A 17,754-nucleotide genomic window follows, 5' to 3' on the forward strand; every position below is an offset into this window, starting at 1 on the left:
ATAATGCAACACACCGATTGTGATGTCGTGATCGTGGGGGCGGGCCCGACGGGGTTGATGGCCGCCTACCTGCTTCAGCGCTGTGGCGTCCCCTTCCGCATTATCGACAAAGCCCTGGCCCCCAGCCGAAAATCCCGCGCCGCCGTGATGTCGGCCCGTTCGCTGGAGCTTTTTGCTTTGCTCGGCCTCAGTGAGACGTTATTAACCAAAGGCATCATGACGCAACAAATCGATTTCCATCTCTCGGGCCGTCACAAGGGTGGACTGAATTACGATTTGTGCGAGATAAACGACACCCCTTTTCCCTTTATTTTGATGATCCCGCAGTCTGCAACGGAACAGACGTTGTTGGACCTCCTTGCCGTGGCCGTCAGCGGCATATAGCGCTCCTTTGCGGTGTTGCCAAGTAGAAGCGCCATACTGTTATGCCGGCGATATAACCTTAGCTAATCGGCGCAAGGAGAGTGAATCAATCACGCAATTAATTCATCTGTTCAGCTATATTTTCAGCAATCGTTGATTGGCTGTTTAATTTAAAATAAACCTTATGCATCCTAAAGCAATACACTTACGTAATGACCCTGCGGGAGTGTATTTTAAACGACATTCTCTTTTTGCTTAGCATGCCGTGTAACTAAATGAGGAGCGCATAAATGGACATTAAACAGAAAATCGGCGCAATGACCTTGGAGGAAAAAATCGGTCAGAAAATCATGCTAGATTTCCGTTATTGGGATTCCAACGGCAACGGTAAGCGGGACATGATTGCTCCCGACGAAGCCATTGCAAAGATAATTCGCGATAACGGTATCGGCGGGGTAATCCTCTTTGCCAACAATTTAAAAAATAAAGCACAAATACAGACGCTGACGGACTGGTATGCGGGAATTCATACCGATGGCGATATTCATTTATTTATCGGTACGGATAATGAAGGTGGAAACGTATTTCGTCTCCCCCGCAGTGAATACGTTGCCTTTCCCAATAATATGACCTTGGCGGCAGCCTGGCTGGGCGGCACCGATAAGGAACTTGCCCGCGAACAGGCACAACATATGGCAAGCGATCTGCGGGCGTTATCGATCAATGTCAATTTTGCGCCGATCGTTGATGTCAATACTAATCCGTTTAACCCTGTCATTAATGTCCGTAGTTTCAGCGATGACGTTGCAACCGTTATCACGCTGGCGGAAAGCATTCGCGCGGGCATGCACCAGCAGCAAATGATTACCGTTTATAAGCATTTTCCGGGCCATGGCGCTACGTCGACCGATTCGCATACCGCCCTGCCGCGGGTTGACCGTGACTGCCAGGAGGCGTTCGCAATCGATATTGCACCTTATCAGCACGCCATCGCCAGTGATACGCCGCCGGAGATGATCATGACGGCGCATATCCAATACCCTGAATTGGACGACACCCGGGTGCGTAACCGTAACGGCGTGGATATTACCGTACCCGTCACGATGTCACGTTGCATCCAGACCGACATTCTGCGTAACCAATTGGGTTTCACCGGCGTGACATTGTCGGATGCGCTGGATATGGGCGCCATAACCGATCATTTTAACCCGGATGACGCCCTTGAGCGGGTGTTTACCGCCGGTGTCGATATCGCCCTCATGCCGGTAAGCGTCGCTTCGCCTGCCGAGGCTCAGCGCCTGTCGCAACTGATCGCGCTGATGGCGCAAAAGGTAAAACAAGGGGTTATCAAAGAGGGAGACATTGATGCCTCCGTTGCGAGGATCTTAACGCTAAAGCGGCGCTATCACCTGCTGGAAAAGGGAAAGGAAAGGGCGCCGCAGCCTGCCGCCGATGGACAGGCGCTGGAAAAGCGCATCAGCGCTCGGGCGATTACCGTCGTCATCAATCAGCAATCGACGCTGCCTCTAAAGGACAAAACCCAACGCTATTTTGTGCTGACGCCGTGGGCTGAGCAGGCCCGGGGCATTGCGGCGGTAATGTCACAAGAAGGGTATCTTACGGTGGAGGCGGCAAAGGAGACAAACCTGACGGATGCGGAGATCAAAGCGCGCATCGCGCGCTGCGACGTTTTTATGCTCGGTACGCTCTCTACCGCCTTTTCGCCGGTGGAGAGGGCGGCGTCGCCGTATAAGCCCCAACCCGATGAGACCAGCGATCGCTACCTTGCCTGGCTGCGCTTCGCGGCGGCGCAGGGGAAAAAACGCCTCCATTTATCCCTGCGGGCGCCTTACGACATTGTGAACTTCGCCGCGGAGGTGGACGCAGCCGTTGCTTCTTACTCCTATTATGGCTATGACAACGGCGTTTGGGGCAGCCATGCCATGATCTCGCTGGCTGAAGTGCTTATCGGTCAGCGTTCGCCGCAAGGGAAACTGCCGGTCAATACTTGGCACCATTATGATGTAAAGACCAATAGCGGTACCCTGGCTTATCCCCGCGGGTTTGGGCTTAGCTGGTAACAATAACGGAATGGCTGCCGGCGCGTTTACCGCGGCCAATCTCATGATGAATGACATTCATACCTTGAATCAGGGAGACAATAGTGCGGAGTGACAAAGGAATGGTACGTTGGCTAATAATCCTCGTATGGCTGGGGTTACTGGTCGGCTGTAGCAATAAACGTGCGGCGGAGCGCCTGCCGCCGTTAACCAGCAAACCCCAGGCGTCCGAAATGCGCGGCGTCTGGTGGACGACCCTGTACGGACTTGATTGGCCCGGGCCCTCGACGCTTGATGCGCCCAATGACGCAGAGCGGATTCGACAGCAGCAAAACGCGCTGACGGCCAAGTTGGACAATCTGGTCAAGATCGGGGTTAACACGGTTTTTTTTCAGGTCAAGCCTGATGGTAACGCGCTTTATCGTTCCGAACTATTACCCTGGTCGGAAGTCCTCACGGGAACGGTTGGCCGGGATCCGGGCTATGATCCGCTGGCGTTTATGCTTGCACAAGCGCATAAAAGAGGTCTGAAAGTGCACGCCTGGCTCAATCCTTACCGGGTTACCCTGAATACCCGGCCAGAAACCGCCGCCGCGCTGAATGCCACGCTAAGAACATCACCCGCCAGCGTTTATGCGCTCCATCCTGACTGGATACGTATCGCCAGCGGCCGCTACGTTCTAGACCCCGGCCTGCCCGAGGTGCGCAATTGGGTCGTCAGCGTTGTCACCGAATTGGTCAAAAATCACCCGGTGGATGGGGTGCAGTTCGACGATTATTTTTACTACGAAACCCCCGATTCCCGGCTGGATGATGATGCCATTTACCGGCTGTATGGACAGGATTTTATCGATAAAGCCGATTGGCGGCGCCACAATACCTTGCTGATGATTCAGCAGGTCTCCCAGGCAGTAAAATCCCTTAACGCGCACGTTGCCTTTGGCATCAGCCCCGCCGGCGTCTGGCGCAATGCGGCGGATGATCCCCGCGGTTCGGCTACCCAAGCCGGGGGGCCTGCCTATGATACCGCTTACGCGGATACCCGGCAGTGGGTACGGCTGGGCCTGCTGGACTACATCGCTCCACAGTTGTATTGGCCGGGGGCGCGGCAGATAGTCCGGTATGATGTGTTGGCAAACTGGTGGTCGGAGGTCGTACGCCCTACCCACACCAAGCTCTATATAGGCGTCGCGCTTTACAAAATAGGCAGTCCCACGAAAGTCGAACCGGATTGGGGCGTGGAGGGCGGGGTTGCGGAGTTGAAAAAACAGCTGGATATTAACGACGCCTTACCTGAGGTCAACGGAACTATTCTGTTCAGCGAAGCCTATCTTAGCCGGCCGCAGACCGCCGCCGCGGTGGATTATCTGAAAAGCCGGTGGCAGCCCTGATAGGAAGCAACTGAAATCCACATCGCCCTGCCGTTACCAGCAGGGTCATTGCAACGCATATCGCCCCGCCGTTTTCGGCAAGGCCGTGTCCGGTAGGGGGTTAGGCCGCATAGCGGATACGGTAACTCTGAACCCCCTTGATAAGGAAGACCACGGCAAACATCAGGGTGAAGAACAATACGATGGTCGCCCCCGGCGAGCTATCCAGGAAGAAAGAAACGTACACTCCTAAAAAGCCGCCGGCGACGGCGATGGCCACGGAAGCCAGCATCATTGACCAGAATTTCTTGGTGATAAGGAAAGCTATGGCCCCTGGAGCAATCAATAACGAGACGGACAAAATGATCCCGACCGCTTTAAGCGCCGCTACGATCGTCAGGGCAAGGAAGCAGAGCAGGCCGTAGTGCAATAGGCGCACATTAAGGCTGGAGGCTTTGGCTTGCACCCCGTCAAAGGTTTGCAGCAGCAGATCTTTCCATTTTACGGCGATGAACAGCACCGTAGCGGCGGAAATGACCGCCGCCTCGATGAGATCATCCGCGCCAATTCCCAGCATGTCGCCAAACAAAATATGCTGCAAATGGAGCGTGGACTGCACTTTGACATACATCACCAGCCCGACGCCAAACATATCAGAAAACACGATCCCCATCAGCGTGTCGTGCTTAATGCGACTATTGTTTTTCAAAAAGCCGGTCGTCATGGCGCAAACCAGACCGGCCACGAAAACGCCAACCGCCAGTGGAAACCCGACCATATAGGCGATGATTACGCCCGGAAATACCGCATGGCTCATGGCGTCGCCCATCAGCGCCCACCCTTTTAATACCATCAGGCACGATAGCAGCGAGGCGGGAACGGCGATAAGAAGCACAATCAAGAACGCATTATTCATGAAAGCAAAATGAAAGGGCATCAGCAAAGTGTCTGTCAGGCTCATCCTTTTTTCCGCTTTGTTGAATAAATCCGAAATTTGTGACGACTTCCTCCCTATCAGGGCGATTGTTACATGATGCGGACGCTGTTTGGCATTCCTAACAACGTGATCCGGTTAAGCGCTTTGACCATTGCCATAGCCTCACCTACCTGCGCGTCATAGTCATGCAGACTCAGATGACCACCCAGAAGTATTTTAAACCGGAACATGGCCGTTTCAGCCAGTGAACGCCGGTGATAACCTACTTTCTTTTTCCAGGTATCGTTATTGCCGCTCAGATGCTGATTTGCCACCGCATGGTTACGCTCATGGTATCGAGCTGGCCAATATTGCGCACCACTTCGCGGTGGGATAAGCGGCTTTATTTTTTTCCTCAGCAGAGCATCATGACAGTAACGCGTATCGTAAGCACTGTCAGCCGACGCTTCCCTGATTTTCCGGTGGGTTTGGTTAATCAGCCCGGGCAGCGCCTGCGCATCTGTTGTACCGCTTAGCGATAAATCGGCACAGATAATTTCATGTGTCGCGCTATCTACTGCCAGATGAAGCTTGCGCCATACTCTGCGCCTCTCAGCCCCATGCTGCCTGACTTTCCATTCGCCTTCGCCGAAGATTTTCAGGCCGGTGCCATCGATGACCAGGTGTGAGATTTCGCCGCGGGTTGGCGTTTTTATGCTGATGTCGACGGTTTTTGCTCGCCGGCTGACCAGAGAGTAATCTGGGCAGCGCAGCGACAGCCCCATCAGTTTAAAAATCGAGTCAACGAAACCCTGTAACGCCCGGAGCGAAAGGTTAAACACGCGCTTTATCATCAGAACCGTGGTAATGGCCATATCGGTGTAGTGAAGCGGCCGGCCACGATGTTCAGGTGGTGTACTCTCAGTCCATGCAGCAATGGCTGACTCATCAAGCCATACTGTCAGGTCCCCCCGTTGCCTGAGCGCATTGTTATATGCGGGCCAGTTGGTGATTTTAAACTTTTGCTTTGCCATGGGGACCTGATGTTGAAACGAATGTAGTGATCAGAGCCGCCAGTCACCTAAAAGTTCGATTTATTCAACAAAGCCCCTTTTTTCCTTAACTCGGTGCGAGCGCGTTTACGGGAGGCCAATAAGCCGTGCCGCGGCGCCAAAACGAATGCCAGCAAAAAGAGGAGGGTTTGCAGCGAAACGATCAACCCGCCGGTGGCGCCGTCAAGAAAGTAACTGCTGTACGCGCCCACGAAACTGGTTAGCGCGCCCATAGGCACCGACACCATCTGCAAACGAGGGAAACGATCGGTCAGCAGCCAGACGGTGGCGCCGGGCGTCACTATCATGCAAATTACCAGGAGGGCGCCGACTGTCTGAAGCGCGGCGACCGTCGAGGCGGCCAGCAGAGTGAAGAACAAACACTTCAGCCCCACCGGATTAATCCCAACGGAACGCGCATGATTTTCATAAAGAATACCACCATCAGATCTTTCCACTTCACCAGCAAAATGGCCAGCGAGATACAGCCGATGAGCGCCAATTGCACAATATCGGACGGCGCAATCACCAACAAATTGCCCAGCATGATCGTCTTGATATTCATCGCGGCGAGCCGCTGCGACAGCATAAATAGCCCGAAGGCGAAGAAAGATGAGAACGTCAACCCGCGGCGAAATCTCACACCTGGTCATCGATGGCACCGGCCTGAAAGTCTTCGGCGAAGGCGAATGGAAAGTCAGGCAGCATGGGGCTGAGAGGCGCAGAGTATGGCGCAAGCTTCATCTGGCAGTAGATAGCGTGACACATGAAATTATCTGTGCCGATTTATCGCTAAGCGGTACGACAGATGCGCAGGCGCTGCCCGGGCTGATTAACCAAACCCACCGGAAAATCAGGGAAGCGTCGGCTGACAGTGCTTACGATACGCGTTACTGTCATGATGCTCTGCTGAGGAAAAAAATAAAGCCGCTTATCCCACCGCGAAGTGGTGCGCAATATTGGCCAGCTCGATACTATGAGCGTAACCATGCGGTGGCAAATCAGCATCTGAGCGGCAATAACGATACCTGGAAAAAGAAAGTAGGTTATCACCGGCGTTCACTGGCTGAAACGGCCATGTTCCGGTTTAAAACACTTCTGGGTGGTCATCTGAGTCTGCATGACTATGACGCGCAGGTAGGTGAGGCAATGGCAATGGTTAAAGCACTTAACCGGATCACACTGTTAGGAATGCCAAACAGCGTCCGCATCATGTAACAATCGCCCTGATAGGGAGGAAGTCGTCACAAATTTCGGATTTATTCAACAAAGCGTTATGTAGCTCGCTGAGCAGTTGATCTACAACTAATGTTGTTTTTAATATCTGTTTCCCCTGTATATCAAACGCGATAAGATCCCCCCGGCCGGCCTTTTTTGCGTAAGTAATAATGTTGTTTTGGCCTACTAATTTGTAATCGACAATGTCTGGCGACGAAATAAAGATTGTATCAACCGTCTGTGGCACTTGAATGACGCGAGTATCCCCGGCGCGAGGTAAGTTTCAGCTGCACCGGCGTAAGAAATCGAGCTAATGAAAACCCATACGCCCATGGCAATGAGACAACCTAAAGGGGGACGCGATGTTTGGTTTTTACAGATAGGCATCGCCATTATCCTCTCAATTCCTTTACGTTGCTGAATTGAGGTAAAACTTTTTTGATACTGACTCTGGATGAGACGAGTTGTTTCTCATCGTTGGGTAAAAGTAATATCTCGCCCATACTTTCTAGAACTTTTATCTCGGCTAACTGCGCAGTGGTGAGCTTTAATGCCACGGTTCCCAGAGGCTCATCATTCGTGATTTTAGCTTTCCCCTCGGAGGATCGTCGTTCGATGTTGATAATCGGAATATTCTCGTAGAGACGGTAAAGGACATGGTCTTTATTTTCATTCACGCCATAACTCTCACTTTCACCGCTATTAAGTGTAATTTGGTTCGCGCTGCGCACTTCAGTAAGTCTGATATAAAGCGAGAGGGTATCTCCGTTACTTACAGAGGTCAGTAGATACTCGTCTTTTTTACTGATGGGGAAATGGTAAATCACCCCAGAAGGAAGTTGATGATGACCGGTAACGATGCGGCTTACCGGTTGTTCGAGGACCGCCATGGTGAAATGTGCTCCTTTCGCTACGTGTTCTCTAAGTCGATAGCCTGCAATAACACCATTATTTATTTTGCTGATATCGCGTTTGTCATTATTAGCGTCATGGGTCTTGATATATTTTAAGGTATAGTCTTGTTCCGTTAAAAGGTCATTTGGTTTCAGGTCTTTTGAAGCCTCGGCCGTCAGGATGACGCTTCCAACGTCCTAAGTGGCTTCATTGGACTGTTGCAGTTACATAAATATTCCGACAAAGCCTACCGCCGTCACCGCAATAGATAATATAAATAACCATCTGTAATTCATGAAAAAATCTCGGTCTTAAAAATAATCGCATGACAGGTGTCAGACAACAGAAATGCGGCGGCTATTGCAACGCCATAGGGCACGCCATGGCGTAATGTTGCTTGACGAAAAAATAGGATGCCTGCCAGTGCAATGAATCCGCCTATCAGTGCGGTGAGGAAGAGAAATGACATGTAGGCACGCCAGTCAAAAGCTAATGACATAACCGCTAATAGCTTAACATCGCCTCCCCCCATTAAATTTCCCATAAAAAGCAGCAGCCCTATGCCGAGCACGACTAGCGCGAGAACCATGTTTGGCATCTTGCCCGTGATGAGATTTATCGTGCACAGTACGGCAAACAATAAGGCAATATCGCAATTAGTGATAATCCGCGCGCGAATGTCTGTCACTGCGATGCGCACCAGTAAGCAAATGACCCTGTACACGATTCTGTGTAAATGCCTTTTCTCAGAAGTGACCGTCCAGGCGGTCACCGAACTCGATAATAAAGCGGCTCATTGCCATGCGCCAGTCCCTCAAAAGCATTGTCCATTTCTGTGAGGCCGCCTGTATCGCCAGCCACACCACCTTTTTCACTGCGTCGTCGGTCGGGAACACCTTGCGCTTTTTGATGGCATGCCGGATCACGCTGTTTAACGACTCGATGGCGTTGGTCGTGTAGATCACCTTGCGGATGTCCGTTGGGTAGGCAAAAAACGTGGCCAGATTGGCCCAGTTTGCCTGCCAGCTTCGACTTATTTGCGGGTAGCGGATGTCCCAGGCACTGGAGAACGCTTCCAGCGCCTGCAAGCCGGCTTCTTCCGTAGGGGCCTGATAGATAGCTTTCAGGTCGCGGGTGACGGCCTTGAAGTCCTTCCAGGAGACGAACCGCAGGCTGTTGCGCACCATATGTACGATACACAGCTGGAGCCGCGCCTCCGGATACACCGCGTTAATAGCGTCAGGGAAACCTTTCAGCCCGTCTACGCAGGCGATAAGGATATCGTTCAGGCCGCGGTTTTTCAGCTCTGTCAGCACGTTCAGCCAGAACTTTGCGCCTTCATTTTCGGCCAGCCACATACCTAGCAACTCTTTCTGGCCTTCGATGTTGATGCCCAGCGCCAGGAGCACAGATTTGTTGATGATGCGGCTGTCCTGCCGGACTTTTAGAACGATACAATCAAGATAAACAATGGGATAGACTGCATCCAGAGGCCGGTTTTGCCATTCGACAACCTGCTCCATGACCGTATCGGTGACCTTTGAGACCAGCGCCGGCGAGACATCGGCGTCATACAGCTCTTTGAACGCGGCGGCGATCTCGCGGGTGGTCATCCCTTTGGCGTACAACGATAAAATCTGGTTATCCATCCCGGTAATCCGGGTCTGGTTCTTCTTCACCAGTTGCGGTTCAAAGGAACCGTCACGATCGCGCGGAGTACGCAGCGCCAGCGGGCCATCGCCAGTGGTAACGGTTTTTGTGGAATAGCCGTTGCGGGCGTTGGTCCCCGGTTTAGGCTGATTTTTATCGTAGCCGAGGTGATGGGTCATTTCGGCATTGAGAGCTGCTTCGACGCTGATTTTTTTCAGCAGCCGATCGAAGTGACTGAGATCTTCAGGGGTTTTGAGATTTTTGGCCAGTTCGTTAGCCAGAGCCTGCAACTGTTTTTCGTCCATAAATTAACCTGTTTTTGATGTTGGATTGAACATATCAAAATCAGGCAAATACACAAATTTCTAAACAGGCTCGCAAGAAAGAACGATAAATGTGAGGCTCCCGCCAGACTTAATACGTTGAGCACACTTTCTCCTGATATCAAACTTGATGGCAAACAGCCTCTCTATCAAGTCACTCTTTGCTATCAAATCGGTATTGGTAACACCTTTAACCCGCTTGGCGGCATAACCGCTTACGCTATTACAGTTGCGCGATAACCTGCGCAAATAAATGACGTGGAATGACAGGAATAATCATGTGTAGAATAAAAGTGAAACAGCGTCTTCGTCTGTTATGCTATAACGAATGCGGCTCGTATGCTGTGTGTTGCGCATTATTGTCAACGCTCATGGTCACGCTAACCGCATTTGGCCTAGACAGTGCCCACTTCTTGAACCAAAAAGCCCGGCTTTCGAATGCGCTAGAGCAAGCGGCGCTGGCGCTCACCGCCGAAGATAGCCCTGAAAAACGCGGCAATGTTGAGCGACATCGCCAGCTTGCCACGGAATATGTTCGGGCGTATATGCCGCAGCTAAAGGAAATGCCGAGCATTGAAGTTAGCATTAGGCCCTCCGGCAGCGATCAGGCCAATGCAGACTATGTTGAGTATCATGTCCAGGCGCAAATCGTTCACCACGCTTGGATTGCATCCGATTTGTATCAAACTTTTCCCGCCTCCGTGGACGTTGGTGACAATGCCGTGGCACAAAAGAAATTCACCTCTAACAATGCTTTGTTGAATAAATCCGAAATTTGTGACGACTTCCTCCCTATCAGGGCGATTGTTACATGATGCGGACGCTGTTTGGCATTCCTAACAGCGTGATCCGGTTAAGCGTTTTGACCATTGCCATAGCCTCACCTACCTGCGCGTCATAGTCATGCAGACTCAGATGACCACCCAGAAGTGTTTTAAACCGGAACATGGCCGTTTCAGCCAGTGAACGCCGGTGATAACCTACTTTCTTTTTCCAGGTGTCGTTATTGCCGCTCAGATGCTGATTTGCCACCGCATGGTTACGCTCATGGTATCGAGCTGGCCAATATTGCGCACCACTTCGCGGTGGGATAAGCGGCTTTATTTTTTTCCTCAGCAGAGCATCATGACAGTAACGCGTATCGTAAGCACTGTCAGCCGACGCTTCCCTGATTTTCCGGTGGGTTTGGTTAATCAGCCCGGGCAGCGCCTGCGCATCTGTCGTACCGCTTAGCGAATAAATCGGCACAGATAATTTCATGTGTCGCGCTATCTACTGCCAGATGAAGCTTGCGCCATACTCTGCGCCTCTCAGCCCCATGCTGCCTGACTTTCCATTCGCCTTCGCCGAAGACTTTCAGGCCGATGTCATCGATGACCAGGTGTGAGATTTCGCCGCGGGTTGGCGTTTTTATGCTGATGTCGACGGTTTTTGCTCGCCGGCTGACCAGAGAGTAATCTGGGCAGCGCAGCGACAGCCCCATCAGTTTAAAAATCGAGTCAACGAAACCCTGTAACGCCCGGAGCGAAAGGTTAAACACGCGCTTTATCATCAGAACCGTGGTAATGGCCATATCGGTGTAGTGAAGCGGCCGGACACGATGTTCAGGTGGTGTACTCTCAGTCCATGCAGCAATGGCTGACTCATCAAGCCATACTGTCAGGTCCCCCCGCTGCCTGAGCGCATTGTTGTATGCGGGCCAATTGGTGATTTTAAACTTTTGCTTTGCCATGGGGACCTGATGTTGAAACGAATGTAGTGATCAGAGCCGCCAGTCACCTAAAAGTTCGATTTATTCAACAAAGCCCTTTAGACTTTGAAAAAGATGGCATGAGTGAAGATGTCATAGAGCAAAACACCGGTTGTATAAAAAAAATTAACCGATTGAAGCGTGATGCTATGAGGGAATTCCATAACATTCATCGTTTCGATAAAAACAGCCGCATCGCCATTGTGCCTTTTGATACAGGGGTACTTTATAAAGAAAAGTGTTATATGCCGTTAATGGGCTTTGTTGAATAAATCGAACTTTTAGGTGACTGGCGGCTCTGATCACTACGTTCGTTTCAACATCAGGTCCCCATGGCAAAGCAAAAGTTTAAAATCACCAACTGGCCCGCATATAACAATGCGCTCAGGCAGCGGGGGGACCTGACAGTATGGCTTGATGAGTCAGCCATTGCTGCATGGACTGAGAGTACACCACCTGAACATCGTGGCCGGCCGCTTCACTACACCGATATGGCCATTACCACGGTTCTGATGATAAAGCGCGTGTTTAACCTTTCGCTCCGGGCGTTACAGGGTTTCGTTGACTCGATTTTTAAACTGATGGGGCTGTCGCTGCGCTGCCCAGATTACTCTCTGGTCAGCCGGCGAGCAAAAGCCGTCGACATCAGCATAAAAACGCCAACGCAGCGGCGAAGTCTCACACCTGGTCATCTATGGCACCGGCCTGAAAATCTTCGGCGAAGGCGAATGGAAAGTCAGGCAGCATGGGGCTGAGAGGCGCAGAGTATGGCGCAAGCTTCATCTGGCAGTAGATAGCGCGACACATGAAATTATCTGTGCCGATTTATCGCTAAGCGGTACGACAGATGCGCAGGCGCTGCCCGGGCTGATTAACCAAACCCACCGGAAAATCAGGGAAGCGTCGGCTGACAGTGCTTACGATACGCGTTACTGTCATGATGCTCTGCTGAGGAAAAAAATAAAGCCGCTTATCCCACCGCGAAGTGGTGCGCAATATTGGCCAGCTCGATACCATGAGCGTAACCATGCGGTGGCAAATCAGCATCTGAGCGGCAATAACGATACCTGGAAAAAGAAAGTAGGTTATCACCGGCGTTCACTGGATGAAACGGCCATGTTCCGGTTTAAAATACTTCTGGGTGGTCATCTGAGTCTGCATGACTATGACGCGCAGGTAGGTGAGGCTATGGCAATGGTCAAAGCGCTTAACCGGATCACGTTGTTAGGAATGCCAAACAGCGTCCGCATCATGTAACAATCGCCCTGATAGGGAGGAAGTCGTCACAAATTTCGGATTTATTCAACAAAGCGCCGTTAATGATGAATACAGGTTATCATCCTATACAAATGTTTTATCTTTCCAACAAGGCTCGAAATCTGCAAAATATTCCTGAAAGTCTAATCAATAAGTATCAATTGTCAACGTATGCAGATGTTCATCGCACTTTTTCATTGTACGAACTTGTGAATATCAAGAATTCAATAAAATATAGAGATAAGCTTCTATTCACAAAATCTGGTATAAATTCTGATGGTCAACTTCTTTTTTATAATGAGGAGGCCGAAAGGATGATGCATGCTGCTGGTGTTGAACATTATAATCACATACTCCATCTATTGCTTATGGGCTTTCATCGACCGTTTAAAGATAAACACGGTGATATATTTAAGGATACGCTAGTTAACGATCATTACTTGCCAAAGCTTTTTAGAAATCTCTGTTTAGGCGGCTCCCCCAATAATGAGGCCTTACTGCTTACCAATAACATCACCCAGTTGGAACATAAAATCAAGGGTATCGGCGGAGGCGGCAATACCGTGGTGTTGTCCGGGATCCTTTTTGCCTCACGGCTTTTGAGTGAAGAAGACGATAAGCACACCGTCAAAAAAATAATTTTCATCAGTGACACTGAAGATAACCATATTGATTTCACTAATGACTTTATCCGTCAAGGTCTCTGTCGGGATGTTAAATGGCAACTTAGCGTGATACCGATATCTCACACGCCTAAAATAAAATGGAATACGTGCTTACTGTCTCCAGAGACCCGAACTACGACCGTAGAAGGCGTGGATACACCCATACCAGCAGTGACAAAGCCTTCAGAATTTGCGACTTCCTTAAAAGAAGCTGTACATGGTAGCGAAAAAATAGGACACAACATCGTAAAGGATTAATAGTGAGAATGTTCTTTTAGCCTGGCGTTGCCATGAAGCCCTATTGGCGGCGCCGTCGAATACATGGTATACCGTCATTGCGCGCGCCTAAGCGGCGTTAGCTGCCGTTAGGTGTTTCCTTCAGACGGCCATCTTCGATAGCCGCTGGAGAGGGTGCCCTTAACGCTTCGCGCCGCGCCTTGCCCCTGGCGGGCGTGATCGTTGCCGCAGACGGATGACCAAACTGCGCGCTGACAAAATTGCTCAGTGCCACGACCTGTTCATCCTCAAGCCATTCGGTAAACGCAGGCATCATCACCGTAGTGTTTTGGCCGCGACACGACACGCCGGTGAGGATCACCGCGACGACGTTGCGGCTGTCGTAAGCCCCTGTCGTGGTATGGTGAAACAGCGAAGGAAAACCCTCGCCGTCGCCGTTACCCTCCCCTTCGCCGCCGTGACAGGACGCGCAGTGGCTATTATACAGTCCAGCGCCGGTTACGCTGGATAGCCGTCCGGCGCGCAGGGCGTAGACGGTGGATGAGGCCGTTCCCCAGCGATCCCGCGGCCGCGTTTGCCTATTATCTCCCACCGCCGCCAGGGAGCCGATGTATTCCGCTATGGCCAAACGGTCCGTTTCCGTCAGGTATTGTAGGCTTTGTTCAATTGCCTCGGCCATGCCGCCGCCGGCGGACGCTTTATCCTTAATACAGCCGCTTTTCAAATAGCTTGCCAATTCCGTTCGGTTCCAGGTGCCGATGCCGGCGTTACGTTCCGGCGTAATATTGAAGGCCACCCAAGATCCCAAATCCCCTCCCCCGAAGGCTTTGGCATTGTCCATGCCATAGGTGAAGGTACGAGGGGTATGGCAAGTGCCGCAGTGTGCCAGCTCCTCGACCAGATATCGGCCGCGGTTCCAGGCCGGCGTTTGTGCGCGGTCATCTTTTAATTCGCCGCGCGCCAAATGAAGCCAGCGCCAAAACGCCAATCCCCAGCGTTGATTAAAGGGAAAGGAAAGTTCCGTTGACGGTACGGAGGATGCCGCCAGCGGCAGCGACATGAGATAGGCTTTTATCGCCAGGACATCCTCGCGTTTCAGCTTGGCGTAGGCGTCATAAGGCATGGCGGGATACAACAGATGGCCATCTTGGCTGACCCCTTCGCGAACCGCGCGGACAAAAGCCTCGTCGCTCCAGCCGCCGATCCCGCGGATCTTATCGGAGGAAATATTTGTGCTGTAAATGACGCCAACAGGCGTGGCCAACGGATAACCGCCGCCGAAATCGAGCGCGGCGCCCGGCGCGGTGTGGCAGGCGCCACAATCGCCGGCGAGCGTGAGGTAACGGCCGCGGGCGATGAGATCCGCCGCGGGAGGCTGCGGCGCCTGGGCTTGCGCCCCGCTGACCGCCAGGAGCACGGGGAGCAGGGCGAGCAAGCGTGTTCTTAAGCCATCATTGCCCATCGTGTCCTCACGTCGCCAACGGCCAACGATTGTTCACGCCAAATGGTCCAGCACCTCATCGGCCATGCGCAGCGCCAGGGCGGTGCCGGTCAGCGTTGAATTTACCGTGACGGCGGAAGGCATGATGCCGGTGCCGGCAATAAACAAATTCGGATGATCGTGGGCGCGGCAGTCGCCATCTACAACCGAATCCGCCGGATCCCGACCCATGATCATCGTGCCAGTAATATGCTGGTTGTTGTCATAAACACCCCGCTCGCTGTATTCCGCCTCTGTACCGCCCAGTTGTCCGACAATATTTTGAAAATCCCTTAAAGATTGGTCATAACCACGATGCACATAGTCGGGAAAACGGTAATGGACTTCCAGGCGGGGGAGCCCCCAGGCATCCCGAGCGGTCTTGCTTAATACCACGCGATTGTCAGGATCGGGCAACATCTCCAGTAAAGATTTAAGCTGCACGTAATGCGCCGACTGATATAGCAACCGTTCGTTCAACTACTTGCCATAATAACCCTGGCGAATAAGCCGCTCGGTCAAAAAACGAACCGGTGAGGTATTGGCGACATCAATGCGCACGGGGCTTTGTTGAATAAATCGAACTTTTAGGTGACTGGCGGCTATGATCACTACATTCGTTTCAACATCAGGTCCCCATGGCAAAGCAAAAGTTTAAAATTACCAACTGGCCCGCATATAACAATGCGCTCAGGCAGCGGGGGGACCTGACAGTATGGCTTGATGAGTCAGCCATTGCTGCATGGACTGAGAGTACACCACCTGAACATCGTGGCCGGCCGCTTCACTACACCGATATGGCCATTACCACGGTTCTGATGATAAAGCGCGTGTTTAACCTTTCGCTCCGGGCGTTACAGGGTTTCGTTGACTCGATTTTTAAACTGATGGGGCTGTCGCTGCGCTGCCCAGATTACTCTCTGGTCAGCCGGCGAGCAAAAACCGTCGACATCAGCATAAAAACGCCAACCCGCGGCGAAATCTCACACCTGGTCATCGATGGCACCGGCCTGAAAGTCTTCGGCGAAGGCGAATGGAAAGTCAGGCAGCATAGGGCTGAGAGGCGCAGAGTATGGCGCAAGCTTCATCTGGCAGTAGATAGCGTGACACATGAAATTATCTGTGCCGATTTATCGCTAAGCGGTACGACAGATGCGCAGGCGCTGCCCGGGCTGATTAACCAAACCCACCGGAAAATCAGGGAAGCGTCGGCTGACAGTGCTTACGATACGCGTTACTGCCATGATGCTCTGCTGAGGAAAAAAATAAAGCCGCTTATCCCACCGCGAAGTGGTGCGCAATATTGGCCAGCTCGATACCATGAGCGTAACCATGCGGTGGCAAATCAGCATCTGAGCGGCAATAACGATACCTGGAAAAAGAAAGTAGGTTATCACCGGCGTTCACTGGCTGAAACGGCCATGTTCCGGTTTAAAACACTTCTGGGTGGTCATCTGAGTCTGCATGACTATGACGCGCAGGTAGGTGAGACAATGGCAATGGTTAAAGCACTTAACCGGATCACACTGTTAGGAATGCCAAACAGCGTCCGCATCATGTAACAATCGCCCTGATAGGAAGGAAGTCGTCACAAATTTCGGATTTATTCAACAAAGCGTGCGCACGGCAGAACGTTCCCGACGAAAGGGCCCATCGCGGGTATTATTAATGCTGCCTGGGCGCATCGGCCCGCGGCCGAAATAGACCGGTTCGTCGGCGAAAAAGATGACCGAGGCGCCGGGATGATCCATCAAATTACGGCCAACCATACCCGAGCGGTTGGCAATACCGGCAGGAAAGCGCTTGCTCTGCGACATAAGCAATAATTTTGGGCTTTCGATGCCGTTGGCGGTGAGAACAAAGCATCGCCCCCAGATTTTATGGCTTTGTTTATGAGCCTGTACACGATTCTGTGTAAACATCCACCGTTCGCGGCAGATAATAAATATCTGTACTTCCATCAGTTATTATGATAACTAGATATGTGATGTTATCATCTGGCCAGTATATACAGAGTTTTTTTGTTATTAAAGACATATTATAACCTCGTATCTACAGACCAATCTTTTGAGTCGGGTTCAGCGCTTGCCTCCTACAGAAGAATCTAAATACCTATTAATGTGCGTCTTTATTCCTCTGTAAGACTATGAGTATGCGCGGTGCCAGCATCCGTTCACCGTGAATTACCCCTTCACTATACTGTCAAATGGGATCCCCAGGATTAGGCAATACTGTATTAATTTTCGCCTGGTTAAATTTTTGGTCAATGCTTGAACAGTTATGTCTTGCAAATGCGGCATACGGAATAGCAAGAGTCCATTACCATTACACACCAATGATGTCATTACCCCTCCCCTCCTCCTTCCTTATAAGCTTGCAAGGTCCTAACGAGTGGAGTGCAGTTTTGAAAAATCCCTCCCTTTGGCACGCAAAAATTTGCAGAATTCACGTAGCGCAACTTCCGTATTTGGCACATGTTCCACTACACTTATTCTGATTGTAAGCTATTGTCGCCCATC

The 17,754-nt window shown here is 51.5% G+C and carries 14 protein-coding genes and 7 pseudogenes; 10 read left to right on the forward strand and 11 right to left on the reverse strand.

Annotation, left to right across the window (positions count from 1 at the left end):
• Window positions 1–3 precede the first annotated feature (3 nt).
• The 3 genes from SOPEG_RS09455 to SOPEG_RS09465 all read left to right on the forward strand — a co-directional run bounded on the left by SOPEG_RS09455 (window position 4) and on the right by SOPEG_RS09465 (window position 3,814).
• Window positions 4–384 carry an FAD-dependent oxidoreductase gene (locus tag SOPEG_RS09455; protein WP_025245161.1) on the forward strand — a complete coding sequence of 127 codons (381 nt, stop codon included), beginning with the start codon at window positions 4–6 and terminating at the stop codon, window positions 382–384.
• 269 nt (window positions 385–653) lie between these two features.
• The gene (locus SOPEG_RS09460; RefSeq protein ID WP_025245162.1) at window positions 654–2,444 is read left to right on the forward strand and encodes a glycoside hydrolase family 3 protein; all 1,791 of its coding nucleotides are present in this window, start codon (window positions 654–656) and stop codon (window positions 2,442–2,444) included.
• A gap of 101 nt (window positions 2,445–2,545) precedes the next feature.
• The gene (locus SOPEG_RS09465) at window positions 2,546–3,814 is read left to right on the forward strand and encodes a glycoside hydrolase family 10-like protein (RefSeq protein ID WP_148297040.1); all 1,269 of its coding nucleotides are present in this window, start codon (window positions 2,546–2,548) and stop codon (window positions 3,812–3,814) included.
• A 100-nt stretch (window positions 3,815–3,914) separates the two neighbouring features.
• Here the strand turns inward: SOPEG_RS09465 and SOPEG_RS09470 are convergent, their stop codons facing one another.
• The 3 genes and pseudogenes from SOPEG_RS09470 to SOPEG_RS28750 form a co-directional block, all read right to left on the reverse strand.
• Window positions 3,915–4,754 (reverse strand): metal ABC transporter permease, encoded by an 840-nt coding sequence (locus tag SOPEG_RS09470; protein ID WP_025245164.1) that lies wholly within the window; start codon window positions 4,752–4,754, stop codon window positions 3,915–3,917.
• A gap of 65 nt (window positions 4,755–4,819) precedes the next feature.
• Window positions 4,820–5,743 carry an IS5-like element ISSoEn1 family transposase gene (locus SOPEG_RS09475; protein ID WP_025243834.1) on the reverse strand — a complete coding sequence of 308 codons (924 nt, stop codon included), beginning with the start codon at window positions 5,741–5,743 and terminating at the stop codon, window positions 4,820–4,822.
• A gap of 47 nt (window positions 5,744–5,790) precedes the next feature.
• Window positions 5,791–6,389 (reverse strand): annotated as a pseudogene (locus SOPEG_RS28750) (metal ABC transporter permease); the annotation flags it as partial.
• On the opposite strand from SOPEG_RS28750, the pseudogene SOPEG_RS09485 reads away from it, so the two are divergent.
• Window positions 6,374–6,979: pseudogene (locus SOPEG_RS09485) on the forward strand (IS5 family transposase); the annotation flags it as partial. The pseudogenes SOPEG_RS28750 and SOPEG_RS09485 overlap by 16 nt on opposite strands.
• On the opposite strand, the pseudogene SOPEG_RS30845 reads toward SOPEG_RS09485, so the two are convergent.
• From SOPEG_RS30845 to SOPEG_RS09505, 4 genes and pseudogenes are all read right to left on the reverse strand, one after another.
• Window positions 6,972–7,238, reverse strand: a pseudogene (locus SOPEG_RS30845) (pilus assembly protein N-terminal domain-containing protein); the annotation flags it as partial. The pseudogenes SOPEG_RS09485 and SOPEG_RS30845 sit on opposite strands and share 8 nt — an antisense overlap.
• A 133-nt stretch (window positions 7,239–7,371) precedes the next feature.
• On the reverse strand, window positions 7,372–7,869 hold the full coding sequence (locus tag SOPEG_RS09495; RefSeq protein WP_148297041.1) for a hypothetical protein: 498 nt from the start codon (window positions 7,867–7,869) through the stop codon (window positions 7,372–7,374).
• A gap of 296 nt (window positions 7,870–8,165) precedes the next feature.
• Window positions 8,166–8,573 carry an A24 family peptidase gene (locus SOPEG_RS09500; RefSeq protein WP_158382368.1) on the reverse strand — a complete coding sequence of 136 codons (408 nt, stop codon included), beginning with the start codon at window positions 8,571–8,573 and terminating at the stop codon, window positions 8,166–8,168.
• 46 nt (window positions 8,574–8,619) lie between these two features.
• Window positions 8,620–9,828 carry an IS256-like element ISSoEn2 family transposase gene (locus SOPEG_RS09505; RefSeq protein WP_025245168.1) on the reverse strand — a complete coding sequence of 403 codons (1,209 nt, stop codon included), beginning with the start codon at window positions 9,826–9,828 and terminating at the stop codon, window positions 8,620–8,622.
• A 48-nt stretch (window positions 9,829–9,876) separates the two neighbouring features.
• Between SOPEG_RS09505 and tadF the strand changes: the two genes are divergently transcribed.
• Together tadF and SOPEG_RS09510 are read left to right on the forward strand one after the other, a co-directional pair.
• Window positions 9,877–10,086 (forward strand): tight adherence pilus pseudopilin TadF, encoded by a 210-nt coding sequence (gene tadF / locus SOPEG_RS30850; RefSeq protein WP_417903449.1) that lies wholly within the window; start codon window positions 9,877–9,879, stop codon window positions 10,084–10,086.
• A gap of 173 nt (window positions 10,087–10,259) precedes the next feature.
• Window positions 10,260–10,661, forward strand: a complete 402-nt coding sequence (locus tag SOPEG_RS09510) for a hypothetical protein (RefSeq protein WP_148297042.1) — start codon at window positions 10,260–10,262, stop codon at window positions 10,659–10,661.
• Here SOPEG_RS09510 and SOPEG_RS24455 read toward each other — a convergent pair.
• Window positions 10,654–11,578: pseudogene (locus SOPEG_RS24455) on the reverse strand (IS5 family transposase). The gene SOPEG_RS09510 and the pseudogene SOPEG_RS24455 overlap by 8 nt on opposite strands.
• Window positions 11,579–11,604: 26 nt before the next feature.
• On the opposite strand from SOPEG_RS24455, the gene SOPEG_RS09525 reads away from it, so the two are divergent.
• From SOPEG_RS09525 to SOPEG_RS09540, 3 genes and pseudogenes are all read left to right on the forward strand, one after another.
• Complete coding sequence (locus SOPEG_RS09525) at window positions 11,605–11,868, forward strand: hypothetical protein (protein WP_158382370.1); 264 nt, start codon at window positions 11,605–11,607, stop codon at window positions 11,866–11,868.
• Window positions 11,869–11,928: 60 nt separating this feature from the next.
• A pseudogene (locus tag SOPEG_RS24460) lies at window positions 11,929–12,853 on the forward strand (IS5 family transposase).
• Between the two features lie 65 nt (window positions 12,854–12,918).
• The gene (locus SOPEG_RS09540; RefSeq protein ID WP_148297043.1) at window positions 12,919–13,776 is read left to right on the forward strand and encodes a hypothetical protein; all 858 of its coding nucleotides are present in this window, start codon (window positions 12,919–12,921) and stop codon (window positions 13,774–13,776) included.
• A gap of 97 nt (window positions 13,777–13,873) precedes the next feature.
• Here SOPEG_RS09540 and SOPEG_RS09545 read toward each other — a convergent pair whose 3' ends face one another.
• Entirely contained in the window at window positions 13,874–15,217 is a 1,344-nt protein-coding gene (locus tag SOPEG_RS09545; RefSeq protein ID WP_038468521.1) for a cytochrome c, read from the reverse strand.
• Window positions 15,218–15,250: 33 nt separating this feature from the next.
• Window positions 15,251–15,805 (reverse strand): annotated as a pseudogene (locus tag SOPEG_RS09550) (GMC oxidoreductase); the annotation flags it as partial.
• A 68-nt stretch (window positions 15,806–15,873) separates the two neighbouring features.
• Here SOPEG_RS09550 and SOPEG_RS09555 point away from each other — a divergent pair.
• Window positions 15,874–16,797 (forward strand): IS5 family transposase, encoded by a 924-nt coding sequence (locus SOPEG_RS09555; RefSeq protein ID WP_025244160.1) that lies wholly within the window; start codon window positions 15,874–15,876, stop codon window positions 16,795–16,797.
• A gap of 57 nt (window positions 16,798–16,854) precedes the next feature.
• Here the strand turns inward: SOPEG_RS09555 and SOPEG_RS09560 are convergent.
• Window positions 16,855–17,130: pseudogene (locus tag SOPEG_RS09560) on the reverse strand (choline dehydrogenase); the annotation flags it as partial.
• Between the last annotated feature and the right edge of the window lie 624 nt (window positions 17,131–17,754).

Origin of the sequence: Candidatus Sodalis pierantonius str. SOPE, assembly GCF_000517405.1 — a bacterium.
GTDB classification, from domain to species: domain Bacteria; phylum Pseudomonadota; class Gammaproteobacteria; order Enterobacterales; family Enterobacteriaceae; genus Sodalis_C; species Sodalis_C pierantonii.